Below are 13,583 nucleotides of genomic sequence, written 5' to 3'. Positions count from 1 at the left end.
GGCGACATGCGCCCCTCACCTGGTCTTCACCTTTTCGCCGGTGCCAACGTGGCGTCAAGGGGAACTCGTGCACCAACGTTGCACGTATGTTCACCCCGGCAGGATCAGCCCCGGCCGAGCAGGATCCGGACGTCCGCGACCATCGTGATCGACCCGGTCACGAGCACTCCTGCGCCGTACTGCTCGGCCGCCTCGGCCAGCTGCACGCCGAGGTCGAGGGCGTCGTCGAGCCGCTCGACGGCGTGCACCCGATCCTCGCCGAAGACCTCGATCGCGATGTCCTGCAGGTCCGTCACGTCGTACGAGCGAGGCGAGGACGAGCGGGTGATGACGATCTCGGCGAGCAGCGGCTCGAGCCCCGCGAGCACCGCCTCGGCGTCCTTGTCCTGCAGCACCCCGACGACGCCGACCAGGCGCGTGAACTCGAACGCCTCCTCGACCCCGGCCACGAGCGCCTCGATCCCGGCCGGGTTGTGCGCGGCGTCCACGATGATGGTCGGGCTCGAGCGCAGCACCTCGAGCCGGCCGGGCGAGTCGGAGTTCGCGAACCCCGCCCCGACGACGTCGCCGTCGAGCGCAGCGCCGCCCGTCATCAGGGCCTCGGTCGCGACGAGGGCGAGCAGCGCGTTGTGCGCCTGGTGCTCGCCGTACATCGGCAGGAAGATCTCGGTGTAGACGCCGCCGAGGCCGCGCAGCGAGATGAGCTGTCCGCCCACCGCGACGGTCCGCTCGGTCACCGAGACGTCGACGCCCTCGCGCACGACCCGCGCACCGCACTGGGCAGCGGCCGCGAGCAGCACACCCTCGACGTCGTCGTGCTGGTTCGACATGACGACGGTCGCGCCGTCCTTGATGATCCCCGACTTCTCCCCCGCGATCGAGACCAGGTCGTGCCCGAGCCACTTCTCGTGGTCGAGCGCGATCGGCGTGATGACCGCGACCTCGCCGTCGACGACATTGGTCGCGTCCCACGTGCCCCCCATGCCGACCTCGATGATCGCGACGTCGACGGGCGCGTCGGCGAACGCCGCGAACGCCATCGCCGTGAGGACCTCGAAGAAGCTCATGCGGGGGCCGCCCTCGAGGGCGGACTTCGTGTCGACCATGTGGATGTACGGCGCGACGTCCTGCCAGACCTCGACGAAGCGGGCGGCGCTGATCGGCTCGCCGTCGATCGCGATGCGTTCGCGCGGGCTGGTCAGGTGCGGGCTGGTGAACCGGCCGGTGCGCAGGCCGTGCTCCCGCACCAGGGAGTCGATCATCCGGGACGTCGACGTCTTGCCGTTGGTGCCCGTGACGTGCACGGTGCGGAACGCCTTCTGGGGGTCGCCCAGGAGGTCGCACACCGCGCGCACGCGGTCCAGGGTGGGCTCGAAGTCGTGCTCGGGGCTGCGGGACAAGATGGCCTGGTAGACCTCCTTGGCAGCCTCGTCCGCGGCGCGTTCGGCGTCGCGGCGGGACCGGTCGGCGCGGGTCACTTGGCTGCTCCCCTCGTGGTGTCGGCAGGCACAGCGTCGACGCGGTCGACGGTGGCCGTGAGCTCGTCGCCCGCGGCCTGCGTCACCACGAGCTCGGTCGCCAGCGTCTCGCGCGCGATCAGCTCGCGATGCTCCTCGACCGCTGTCCGCCACTGCGCCGGCACGCCGAGCGTGAGCCGGATGCGGTCGGTGACCTGCAGACCGGCGGCCTTGCGGGCGTCCTGGGCGGCGCGCACGACGTCGCGCGCGAAGCCCTCGGCGCGCAGCGCGTCGTCCAGCGCGATCTCGAGCACCACGAAGCCGGTGCCTGGCAAGATCGCCGCGACCAGCTCGTCGCCCCCACGGCCCGCGACGACGGTGCGCAGCTCGTACTCGCCCTCGAGGAGCGGCACGGCGGCCGTGGCCGTGGTGACCACGACCGAGCCGTCGGCCAGTCGCTCCCACGCGCCGGCCTTCGCGGCCCGGATCGCGTCCTGGACGCCCCGGCCCAGGCGCGGACCCGCGGCGCGCGCGTTGACGCTGAGCTGGGACGACACCCCGTACTCGCTCGAGGTGGCGTCCGCGAGGTCGACCAGGATGACGCTGCGAACGTTCAGCTCGGCCTCGATGAGCGAGGTGAACTCGGCGAGACGTTCGGGGTGCGGGGCGGCGACCCGGAGCGCGCGCAGCGGCTGGCGCACCCGCAGCCCGTTCGCCTTGCGCAGCCCGAGGCTCACGGAGCAGATCTCGCGGACGCGGTCCATCGTGTCGACGAGCTCGGCGTCCGTCAGCGCGGCGTCGGTCAGACCGGCACCCGTCTGCGCGGCGCCGTCGGTCACCGGCACGTCCTGGGTCGTCGGCCAGTCGGTCAGGTGCACGCTCCGGCCACCGGTCAGGCCGCGCCAGACCTCCTCGCTCAGCAGCGGGGCGAGCGGCGCCATGACGCGGGTGAGGATCTCGAGCGCGGTCCACAGCGTGTTGAACGCTGCGGGGTCCTCGTCCCAGAACCGCTGGCGCGAGGTGCGCACGTACCAGTTGGTCAGCATGTCGAGGTGGCTGCGCACGCTCTCGCACGCGCCCGGCACGTCGTACTCGTCGAGCTGCGTCGTGACCGTGGCCACGAGGTCGCGCGTCCGCGCGAGCAGGTACCGGTCCATGGTGGCCAGCCCCGCGACGTCGTCGGCCGTGATGGCGCGGGCGGTGAGGCCCTCGCCGCTGTTCGCGGCGCCCGCGTAGAGCGCGAAGAAGTACCAGGTGCTCCACAGCGGCAGCATGACCTGGCGGACGTTCTCGCGGATGCCCTCCTCGGTCACCACCAGGTTGCCGCCACGCAGGATCGGCGAGGCCATGAGGAACCAGCGCATCGCGTCCGAGCCGTCGCGGTCGAAGACCTCGTTGACGTCGGGGTAGTTGCGCAGGGACTTGCTCATCTTGCGGCTGTCCGACCCGAGCACGATGCCGTGCGAGACGGCGGTCCGGAACGCCGGCCGGTCGAAGATCGCCGTGGCGAGCACGTGCAGCAGGTAGAACCAGCCGCGCGTCTGGCCGATGTACTCGGTGATGAAGTCGCCCGGGTAGTGGTGCTCGAACCAGTCGCGGTTCTCGAACGGGTAGTGCACCTGGGCGAACGGCATCGAGCCGGAGTCGAACCAGACGTCGAGCACGTCGGTGATGCGACGCATGGTCGAGGCACCCGTGGGGTCGTCCGGGTTGGGGCGGGTGAGCTCGTCGATGAACGGGCGGTGCAGGTCGGTGACCTCGACGCCGAAGTCGGCCTGGAGCTCGGCGAGCGAGCCGTACGCGTCGGTGCGCGGGTAGGCCGGGTCGTCGCTCACCCAGATCGGGATCGGGGTGCCCCAGTACCGGTTGCGGGAGATCGACCAGTCGCGCGCGCCGGCGAGCCACTTGCCGAACTGCCCGTCCTTGATGTGGTCGGGCACCCAGGTGATGTCCTGGTTGAGGTCGACCATGCGGTCGCGGAACTCGGTCACGCGCACGAACCAGCTGGAGACGGCCTTGTAGATCAGCGGGTTCCGGCAGCGCCAGCAGTGCGGGTAGGAGTGCTCGTAGGTCTCGTGGCGGACGACGGCGACGCGCCGCTCCGCCGGGATCGCGGCGAGCGGGCCGGTGCCGGCCTTGAGGTCGGCGATGATCGGCTTGTTCGCGTCGAAGACGAGCATCCCGGCGTAGTCGGGCACCTCGGACGTGAACCGCCCCTTGGAGTCGACGGGCACGACGGTCGCGATCCCCGCCGCGTTGCACACGGCCATGTCGTCCTCGCCGAAGCCGGGGGCCAGGTGGACGAGCCCCGTGCCGTCCTCGGTCGTGACGTAGTCGGCGACCAGCACGTGGTGCGCGGTCGGGCGCGCGACCGCGTCGATGAAGTACCCGAACGGAGGCGTGTAGGACCGGCCGGCGAGGTCGGTGCCGCGCAGCCGCTCGAGGACGACGGCGTCCTCGCCGAGCTCGGCCGCGTAGGCCGCCAGGCGCTCGGCCCCGAGGATGACGCGCTCCCCCGCGAGCGCGCTGCCCGCGCCCGGAGCCACGATCACGTACTCGATCTCGGGCCCGACGGCGACCGCCAGGTTCGCCGGGAGCGTCCAGGGCGTCGTCGTCCACAGCAGGGCGAGCTCGCCGGTCTCGAGCCGGACCCCGACGGTCAGGGCCGGGTCCTGGCGGGACTGGTAGACGTCGCTGTCCATCCCGAGCTCGTGGTTGGACAGCGGGGTCTCGTCGCGCCAGCAGTAGGGCAGGACCCGGTAGCCCTCGTAGGCCAGGCCCTTGTCGTAGAGCTGCTTGAAGCCCCAGATGACCGACTCCATGTAGGTCAGGTCGAGGGTCTTGTAGTCGTTGTCGAAGTCCACCCAGCGCGCCTGGCGCGTGACGTAGACCTCCCACTCGTCGGTGTACTTCAGCACCGAGCTGCGGCAGACCGCGTTGAACGCGGCGATGCCCATCTCGTCGATCTGCGACTTGTCGGTGATCCCCAGGATCCGCTCGGCCTCGAGCTCGGCCGGCAGGCCGTGGGTGTCCCACCCGAAGCGGCGCTCGACCCGGTGGCCGCGCTGGGTCTGGTAGCGCCCGACGAGGTCCTTGGCGTAGCCCGTCAGCAGGTGGCCGTAGTGCGGCGTGCCGTTGGCGAAGGGCGGGCCGTCGTAGAAGACGAACTCGTTCGCGCCGTTCTCGCCGGCCGGGCGCTGGTCGATCGACGCCTGGAAGGTGCTGTCCATGGCCCAGTAGGCCAGCACGTCCAGCTCGATCGCGGGCAGGTCCGGGGAGGCCGGCACGGCCGCGGCCGGGGTGCGGTCGCCGTCGGTGGAATCGCTCGAACGGTGCATCGGGTAGGCCATAGCTGCCTGGCTCCTGGGTCGGTGGCGTCAACGTGTTCGTGCCACGAGGACGACGGGAGGCTGTGTGAGCCACCTGCCGCGGTACCACCCCGCTTGCCGCCGCAACATTCGACGACCACTCGAGCCGGCTGTGACGGGCCACCCGTCCGGTTCTACTGGGGTCCTTCAAGCGGGTCCCGTTCTTCCGGAAGGCTCGCCGGTGATGGCCGGGTCAATGCCTGTGCTCGTCAGTCTACTGTGCCGCCCGCACGGCCAGCTCGACCGGCAGCGCCTCGACGTCGTCGTGCAGGAGGCAGGCCACCCGCCGGTCCACCTCCGCGGCACCGAACGTGGTGGACCCGAGCTCGGGGTGGTCGACCGCGCAGCGCGCGGTCGCAAACGGGCAGCGGGGGTGGAACGGGCAGCCGGACGGCAGCGCCATGAGGTCCGGCGGGGAGCCCGGGATGCCACCGAGCTCGCGGCGGGGACCGTGCAGCGCCGGGAACGAGCGCAGCAGGCCGCGCGAGTACGGGTGCCGGGGGCGGCGGTAGACGTCGTCCGCGCTCGCCTCCTCGACGATCTCGCCGGCATACATGATGGCGATCCGGTCGGCGATCTCGATCAGCAGCGACACGTCGTGCGTGATGAAGATGACCGAGAAGCCCAGGCGCTCGCGCAGCTCGGTGATCTGCTCGACGATCTGGCGCTGCATGACGACGTCGAGCGCCGTCGTCGGCTCGTCCATGATGAGGACCTGCGGCTCGAGGGCGAGGGCCATCGCGATCATGACCCGCTGGCGCATGCCGCCCGAGAGCTCGTGCGGGAACGAACGCAGCCGGTCGGGCGAGATGCCGACCGTCGTGAGGAGCTCGGCCGCACGTTCGAGCCGGTCGGCCTTGGTCTGCTTCGAGCCGCGTGGCTGGTGCGCGGCGATCGCGTCGGCGATCTGCCGGCCGACCCGGTACACCGGGTTGAGCGAGTTCATCGCCCCCTGGAACACGATCGCCGTGTCCCGCCACCGGGACGCGCGCAGCGCGGCGTCGTCGAGCGCGAGGAGGTCGACGCTCGAGCCGTCCCGCCCGGTGAAGATCACCTCGCCCCCGGTGATCAGTCCCGGCGGGGGAAGCAGCCGCGTCGCGGCGTACGCGAGAGTCGACTTGCCGCAGCCGGACTCCCCCGCGAGCCCGAGGACCTCGCCGCGGTGCAGGGTGAGCGAGACGTCCCGCAGCGCGTGCGCCGGGTTCGCGTCGTAGCCGTAGTCGACGGACAGGTTCCGGATCTCCAGGACGGGGTCGCGCAGCGCGTTCATGAGGCGTCCTTCGTCTCGTGCACGACGGGGGTGAAGCCCACCCGCGCCCGGATGCCGCGGCGACGCATCGCCTTGGCGTTGGCGCCCGTGTTGCGCAGGCGAGGGTTGACGAACTCGTCGATCCCGAAGCTGATCAGCGCGAATGCCATGCCGAGCAGCGCGATGCTGAGCCCGGCCGGCACGAACCACCACCAGGCACCGCGGGCGAGCGCCTGGTTCGACTGGGCCCAGAACAGGATCGTGCCCCAGTTCCAGTCGCTGATGGAGGTGACGCCGATGAACGCCAGCGTGATCTCCGAGAGCACGGCGAACGTCACCGTCCCCACGAAGCTCGAGGCGATGATCGCGGTGAGGTTGGGCAGGATCTCGAAGCTGATGATGCGCCAGGTGGACTCGCCGTTGGCGCGGGCCGCCTCGACGAAGTCACGACGGCGCAGCGAGAGCGTCTGCGCGCGCAGCACGCGCGAGCCCCAGGCCCACGCGGTCACGGAGATCACGAAGGCGATGGTCAGCTCGCCCGACGACGGCAGCTGGCCGGCGATGATGATGATCAGGGGCAGCGCGGGGATCACGAGGAAGATGTTCGCCGCCACCGAGAGCACCTCGTCGCCGAACCCGCCGAGGTAGCCCGCGGTGACCCCGACGAGGACGGCGAGCGTGGTCGCGATGAGGCCGGCCGCGAGGCCCACCACCATCACGCCGCGGGTGCCGACGAGCAGCTGGGAGAACACGTCCTGGCCGGTGTTCGTCGTGCCGAGCCAGTGCGCACCGGTCGGTGGCGACATCACGTCCGGTCCCAGCGCGCTCGGGTCGTACGGCGCGATCCACGGCCCGATCACCGCCAGGACGGTGAAGGCGACAAGGATGGCGATCCCGGTGAGCGCCTTGGCGTTGCGCAGGAACACGAACCGCGCGCGGCGGCCCGGTGCGCTCGTGGCCACGGCCGGGGAGGGTGCCGCCACGGGCTCGACCGCGGTGAGGTCCAGGGCCATGTCAGGCCTCCTGTCGGGTGCGGGGGTCGAGGACGACGTACAACAGGTCGGCCAGCATGTTGGCCACGAGGACCGAGAGCGTGATGATCAGGAAGACGCCCTGCATCAGGGGGTAGTCCTTGGCACTGACCGCCTGGAAGAGCACGAAGCCGATGCCGGGGTAGGAGAAGACCATCTCCATCACGAGCGTGCCGCTGACGATGAAGCCGAGCGAGAGCGCGAAGCCCGACACCTGCGGGAGCACCGCGTTGCGGGCGGCGTAGCCGAGCATCACCCGGCTCTCGCTGAGCCCCTTGGCCTGGGCGACGGTGACGTAGTCCTCGGACGTGACCGTCACCATCATGTTGCGCATCCCGAGCATCCAGCCCGCCACCGACGAGACCACGATGGTGATCGCGGGCAGGACGGCGTGCGAGACCGCGGAGCCGATGAACTCCCCGCTCCAGCCGGGGACCAGGCCGCCGTCGTACCCCCCGGAGGCCGGGAGGATCGGCCAGGTGACCGCGAAGACCATGATCGCGATGAGCCCCAGCCAGAAGTACGGCACCGCGGAGAAGAAGGTGGCCACCGGGAGCAGCGCGTCGGCCCAGGTGCCACGGCGCCAGCCGATGAGCACCCCGACGAGCGTGCCGAGCAGGAAGCTGATCACGGTCGAGACCCCGACCAGCGCGACGGTCCACGGCAGCGACTGGGCCACGACGTCGCCGACCGGGGTGGGGAAGAACGTGAAGGACAGTCCCAGGTCGCCGTGCAGCAGGTTGCCCCAGTAGTCGGTGTACTGCGACCAGAGGCTGGCGTCCTTGTCGAGCCCGAAGAGCGCGTACAGGGACGCGATCGCGTCGGTGCTCATCTGCCCGCGGTAGCGGTTGATGAGCGCGTCGACCGGGTCCCCGGGCATCATCCGCGGGATGAAGAAGTTGAGCGTGATCGCCGCCCACGCGGTGAGCGTGTAGAAGGCGATCCGCCGTGCGAGGAACTTCACGTCAGCGCCTCCGCCGGGAGCTCGGGCCGGGGGGCGCCCGGCGTGGTCGGGGAGTAGAGCCAGCACGCGGCGCGCCGGTCGGGCGCGGGTGCCGGTCCGGCCGACGGGACGGGTAGCAGCGGCGGCGCCTGGGTGCGGCACAGCTCCGCCGCGTGCGGGCACCGCGGATGGAACCGGCAGCCAGACGGCGGCGCCACCAGGCTCGGTGCCTCACCCCGGACGCCCGACGACGGGCCGGAGCCCACGCGCGAGAGCCGGTCGGGGTCGGGCGCCGACCGGACCAGGAGCTGGGTGTACGGGTGCGCGGGGTGCTGGGTGACGGACTCGCTGTCGCCCGTCTCGACGATCCGGCCGGCGTACATCACGACGGTCTCGTCCGCGAAGTACCTCGCGGAGGCGATGTCGTGGGTGATGTAGAGGATCGCCAGGTGGAGGTCGTCGCGCAGCGTGCGCAAGAGGTTGAGGATGCCGAGCCGGATCGAGACGTCGAGCATCGAGATCGGCTCATCGGCGAGCAGGACCTCGGGGTCGGCAGCCAGGGCTCGGGCGATCGCGACGCGCTGGCGCTGACCGCCGGAGAGCTCGTGCGGGAACTTGTCGATGTAGCGCTGCGCCGGTCGCAGCTGGACCCGCTCGAGCAGCGCGACGAGCCCTTCGTCGAGAGCGCCGCCCCGCAGTCGCGGCGAGTGGATCCGCAGGCTCCGGGTGAGCGTGTACCGCACGGTGTGGATGGGGTTGAGCGAGGCATAGGGGTCCTGGAAGATCATCTGGACCGTCCGGCAGTACGTGCGGAACTGCCGACCTCGACGCACCGTCGAGTCGGCCCCGCGCAGCAGCACCTGCCCGCCCGTGCGCGGCATCAGCTGGGCCAGCAGCCGCGCGACGGTCGACTTGCCCGAACCGGACTCCCCCACCAGGGCAACCACGGTGCCCCGGCGCAGGACAAGATCGACGTCGTCGACCGCGTGCACGACCTGCTGGGAACGCACCCCGCCGACCGGGAAGTGCTTGGTCAGTGCCCGGGCCTCCAGGACGATGGCGTTCGCGGCATCGCCATCGGGTCGGGCAGGGACGAGGTGCGGCATGGGGGTACCTCCACGAGAGGGGGCGCCGCGGCGCGCTGCGGGATCGCAACGCGCCGGGCACCGGCGGATCAGGTCGCGACGAGAGCTCAGTCCGTGGCGGGCTTGAGCTTCATCACGATCTGCGACGCGGCGGGCATCGTCGCCTGGGGCGTGGCGTACGGGTCGTCCTCGGACGGCCAGCCGGTCCAGTACTTCGTGGAGAACTCCGCGGCGATCGGGCGACCGACCATCGCGATGGCGGGCACCTGCTCGACGAAGGACTTCTGCACGCGGTCCATCGCGTCGGCGCGGACGGCCGGGTCCGCCGAGGTGGCGAAGTCCGCGAGCGCCTTCGTGGCGGCGTCGTCGGAGAACCGCCCGAAGTTCCAGTTCGCCTTCTCGCCGAGGGGCACGTACTGCGCTCCGTCCATCATGTTGGAGTACATGTCCCACGGAGTGGAGCCCGAGTTGGTCCAGTGCATCGAGGCCTGGAACTCACCGTTGGCGATCGCGGCGAACCACGCGTCGGCGTTCATCGTCTCCACCGTGGCGGTGATCCCGAGCGGCTTGACCGCGTCGGCGACGATCTGCAGGCCGGTGAGGTAGTCGGACCAGCCCGCGGGGTCGACGAGCGAGAAGGTCACCGGCTCGCCGCTGGGGTCTTTCAGGGTCTCGCCGTCGAGCGTGTAGCCGGCGTCGGCCAGGATCTTCTTCGCGGCATCGACGTCGGGCGTGAGCGTCTTGCCCGCGAACTCGGCCGAGAGGAACTCCGTCCCGGCCGGCTCCGGGATGCCGGTCGGGTTCTCGAGCTGCGGGAACACCGACGAGGTCGCCTGGGTGTGGATCTGCTCGCGGTCGATCACGAGGTTGACGGCCTGGCGCACCGCGACGTCGTTGAACGGTGCCGTCTCGTTGTTGAGGTAGAGCACGTCGATGCCCAGGCCCGCGGGGTACCAGTACGCGTTGTGGTCGGGGTCCTTGGCGACGTAGACGTTCTCGAAGTCGGGGATGAAGGTCCAGCCCCACTGCGCGTCACCGTTGACGAGGGCGGTGGTGAGCGCGTTGTTGTCGTTGTACGAGGTGTAGCGCAGCTCCGGCACCGGCGGCTTGCCACCCCAGTAGGCGTCGTTCGGGGTGAGCGTGGCGGCCTGCGGCGTCCACGTCTTGAGCGTGTACGGGCCGGTGCCGACGGGCTTCTGGTTGAGGTCCGTGGTCGGGTCGGCGATGGCCGACCAGATGTGCTTCGGCACGACGAACAGGTTGAGCACCTTGGTCTGGTTGACGAACTGCGACGCGGTGAAGGTGACCGTCACGGTGTTGTCCGCGGTCGTGATCTCGCCGTAGGGCAGCGCGTCCGCGTTGAGGGCGGGGTTGTCCTTGCGGATGGTGAACGAGTAGGCGACGTCGTCGGCTGTGAGGTCCTTGCCGTCCTGCCACTTCACCCCGTCCCGCACGGTCAGGGTCAGCGAGGTGAAGTCCTCGTTCCAGGTCCACTCGCTCGCGAGCCACGGGGTGGGGTCGTCAGCGGGCCGCACCGCGTTCACCTGCGCGAGGGGCTCGTAGATCATCCAGGCGTACCCGAGCGACTGCGCCGAGGACGTGTTCATGAACGGGTTCGAGTTGTTGGTCTGCGAACCGTTCGGCATGCCGATGGTCAGCGTCTGCCCGGCCGCGCCGCCCGAACCCTTCGCATCGGCCGTGCCCGACGAGCCGCAACCGGCGACCAACGCCACAGCGGTGAGCCCGACGATCAGGGGGGTCAGCTTGCGCATTCTCACGAGTGCCTCCTTGCACTGGAAAGGGATGGTGCTGGAACTGCTGGACTGCTGGACTGCTGGATGGAACTGCTGGACTGAACTGCTGGACTACGGGTGGTGCAGCGGGTCCACGTCGAGGTCGAGCCGCAGGTCGCGGATCGACCGCCCGACACGAACCCGGTAGGACGCGGCAGGCAGGACCCAGCCGCGTGCGTCGGTGTCCCAGATCTCGAACGCGCGTCGCGGGATCTGGACGTGAGCGGTCGTGGCCTGGCCCGCAGGGGCGGCCACGACCGCGAAGCCCGCGAGCCAGCGGACCGGCCGCTCCGGCCCGGTGCGCGGGTCCTCGAGGTAGACCTGCACGACCTCGCGCCCGGCGCGAGGACCGGTGTTGCGGATCGCGACGGCGAGGTCGACGCCGCCGTCGGGCCCGGGCGCCGCGTGGACGCCGTCGTAGGCCCAGTCGGTCCAGCCCAGGCCGTGGCCGAACGCGGCCGCGGGGGTGCGGCCGCTGCGCTCCCACGAGCGGTAACCGACGTGCAGGCCCTCGTGATAGTCGAGACGGCCCGTCGCGTCGGGGATGGCATCCGGCACCGGCACGTCGGCCTCGGCGGCCGGCAACGTCCACGGCAGGCGCCCGGACGGCTCGGTGAACCCGAGCAGCACGTCCGCGAGCGCGTGGCCGCACTCCTGGCCCGGGAACCAGCTCCACAGCACGGTGCGAGCCCGGTCGAGCCAGGGCAGCACCACCGGCGCACCGGCGTTGACCACGACGATGGCGTCCGGGTTCGCGGCGATCACCCGCTCGACGAGCTCGTCCTGGCGACCGGGCAGCGCGAGCGAGGTGCGGTCCCAACCCTCGGACTCGACCTCGTCGTTCGTCCCGACGACGACGACGACCAGGTCGGCCGCGCGCGCCGCGGTCACCGCCTCGGCGATCTCGTCGTCGACCGACGGCCCCGGGATGCGGTGCCGCAGCGCCGCTCGCACGAAGTTCCCGTACCCCTGCGTGTTGACCACCTGCAGGTCCGCCTCGAGCAGGACGCTGCGAGCGGGTCCGACCGGGATCGCCCGGCCGGCCGCGGCGGGGCTGTTGACGCTGGAGTCGAGCACGACCTCCGCGCCGACGACGACGTCGGACGTCGAGACGACCACGCCGTCCAGCGCGATCCGATGCCGTCCGACGGTGCCGACGCCCAACCAGTGCCCGCCGGGCTCGTCGAGAGAGATCTGGGCCGTCAGGTGCACGCTCATCGCGCCCGCCGGGAGGTCCCGGAGCCAGCCCGACCACGCCCCCGCCGCGCGGCGGGTCTCGAGCAGGTCGCCCGTCGCGCCCAGGATCTCGAGGCGCAGGCCGGGCTCACCGGTCACCGGGTCGGTCGCGCGGGCCTCGACCTCGAGGTCCGGGACGTGCGGGCGGGCGTAGCCGCCCCGGCACACGGTCACCGCGGCGCCCGGGAGCGCCTCGCGCAGGCCGGCCGCGGGAGTCACGATGTGGTCGGGGGTCACGTGCGCGCTGCCGCCACCCTGGATGAAGGCATCCACGGCGTTGGGCCCGATGAGGGCGACGGTGCGCACGGCGGACGGTTCGAGCGGGAGCTGGTGGTCGCGGTCGCGGAGGACGACCGTGGACCGCGCGGCGAGCTCGCGCAGCAGGCCGGGCTCGGGTGGAACGACCGAGGCCGGGCGGGCGTCGTCGAGCGCGCCCACCCGCGTCGCCAGGCGGAGCAGGCGGAGGACCTTGTCGTCGATCTCCGACTCGGCCACCTCGCCCGCCTGGACCGCGGCCAGCAGGTGGTCCACCCACGGGCCACCCGGGCCGGGCATCACGAGGTCGAGCCCGGCGTTCGCGGCGGCGACCGCCGTGCGGGTCGCGAGCCAGTCGCTGATCACGACGCCGTCGAAGCCCCACTCGTCCTTGAGCACGTCGCGCAGCAGGTGGCGGTGCTCGGTGGCGGAGGCGGCCTCACCCCCGGCGTCGACCCCGTTGTAGGCGGCCATCAGCGTCCAGGTCCCGGCCACGCGCACGGCGTGCTCGAACGGGGCGAGGTAGACCTCGCGCAGGGCGCGCTCGCCGATCTGGGCGACGTACTGCGTGCGCCCGGTCTCGGACTCGTTGGCGACGAAGTGCTTGACGCATGCGCCGACCCCGGCCGCCTGCATGCCCGCGATCAGCTCGCCGGCGAGGTGCGCGGTGAGCAACGGGTCCTCGGAGAAGCACTCGAAGTGCCGACCGCCGACGGGCGTGCGCTGGAGGTTGACCACGGGTGCGAGGACCACGTCGACGCCGTGCCGGCGGGCCTCGGCGGCGAACAGCCGGCCGAGCCGGGCTGCGAGGTCCGTGTCCCAGGTCGCCGACAGTGCGCTCGGGGCCGGGAACGAGGCCGACGTCTCCCCCGCCACCTCACCCGTGCCGCGCACGCCGGCGGGACCGTCCGAGACGACCATGGACCGCAGGCCCGCGGCCGCCGCGGCGTGCAGCCGCCAGGCCGACGCGCCGGTGAGCAGCTGCACCTTGTCGGCGAGCGACAGCGTGGCGAGCCGCTGCTCGAGCGTCGCGTTCGAGCCCTCGGGAGCGGTCGGGGTCGACGGCGTGATCGAGGTGAGGGGGGTACCCGCAAGAGTGGGTGGGTGCAGCGTCACTGTGGCAGCTCCGGTCCGGACGACATCGTCTGTGCGACGTTCATCCAACC

Annotated in this window: 8 protein-coding genes; all 8 read right to left on the bottom strand. The window is 71.5% G+C overall.

Annotated features, from left to right (window positions below):
- Window positions 1–104 precede the first annotated feature (104 nt).
- Window positions 105–1,478, bottom strand: coding sequence for a bifunctional folylpolyglutamate synthase/dihydrofolate synthase (locus VTA80_RS17185; RefSeq protein ID WP_407342303.1), 1,374 nt, complete (start codon window positions 1,476–1,478; stop codon window positions 105–107).
- Window positions 1,475–4,807 (bottom strand): isoleucine--tRNA ligase, encoded by a 3,333-nt coding sequence (gene ileS, locus VTA80_RS17180; RefSeq protein WP_407342302.1) that lies wholly within the window; start codon window positions 4,805–4,807, stop codon window positions 1,475–1,477. Before ileS ends, VTA80_RS17185 begins: the two co-directional genes overlap by 4 nt.
- Window positions 4,808–5,039: 232 nt before the next feature.
- The gene (locus VTA80_RS17175; RefSeq protein WP_407342301.1) at window positions 5,040–6,095 is read right to left on the bottom strand and encodes an ABC transporter ATP-binding protein; all 1,056 of its coding nucleotides are present in this window, start codon (window positions 6,093–6,095) and stop codon (window positions 5,040–5,042) included.
- On the bottom strand, window positions 6,092–7,087 hold the full coding sequence (locus VTA80_RS17170) for an ABC transporter permease (RefSeq protein WP_407342300.1): 996 nt from the start codon (window positions 7,085–7,087) through the stop codon (window positions 6,092–6,094). Before VTA80_RS17170 ends, VTA80_RS17175 begins: the two co-directional genes overlap by 4 nt.
- A gap of 1 nt (window position 7,088) precedes the next feature.
- Window positions 7,089–8,069: an ABC transporter permease gene (locus VTA80_RS17165; protein ID WP_407342299.1), complete on the bottom strand. Its 981-nt coding sequence runs from the start codon at window positions 8,067–8,069 to the stop codon at window positions 7,089–7,091.
- Entirely contained in the window at window positions 8,066–9,154 is a 1,089-nt protein-coding gene (locus VTA80_RS17160; protein ID WP_407342298.1) for an ABC transporter ATP-binding protein, read from the bottom strand. The genes VTA80_RS17165 and VTA80_RS17160 overlap by 4 nt, the downstream gene beginning before the upstream one ends.
- An 86-nt stretch (window positions 9,155–9,240) precedes the next feature.
- Window positions 9,241–10,905 (bottom strand): ABC transporter substrate-binding protein, encoded by a 1,665-nt coding sequence (locus tag VTA80_RS17155; RefSeq protein ID WP_407345798.1) that lies wholly within the window; start codon window positions 10,903–10,905, stop codon window positions 9,241–9,243.
- A 93-nt stretch (window positions 10,906–10,998) separates the two neighbouring features.
- Complete coding sequence (locus VTA80_RS17150) at window positions 10,999–13,533, bottom strand: beta-glucosidase family protein (RefSeq protein ID WP_407342297.1); 2,535 nt, start codon at window positions 13,531–13,533, stop codon at window positions 10,999–11,001.
- Between the last annotated feature and the right edge of the window lie 50 nt (window positions 13,534–13,583).

The organism is Pengzhenrongella phosphoraccumulans (genome assembly GCF_045689905.1).
Taxonomy (GTDB): domain Bacteria; phylum Actinomycetota; class Actinomycetes; order Actinomycetales; family Cellulomonadaceae; genus Pengzhenrongella; species Pengzhenrongella phosphoraccumulans.
Note: the sequence above shows the minus strand (reverse complement) of the source record. Positions and strands in the feature narration are given on the sequence as shown.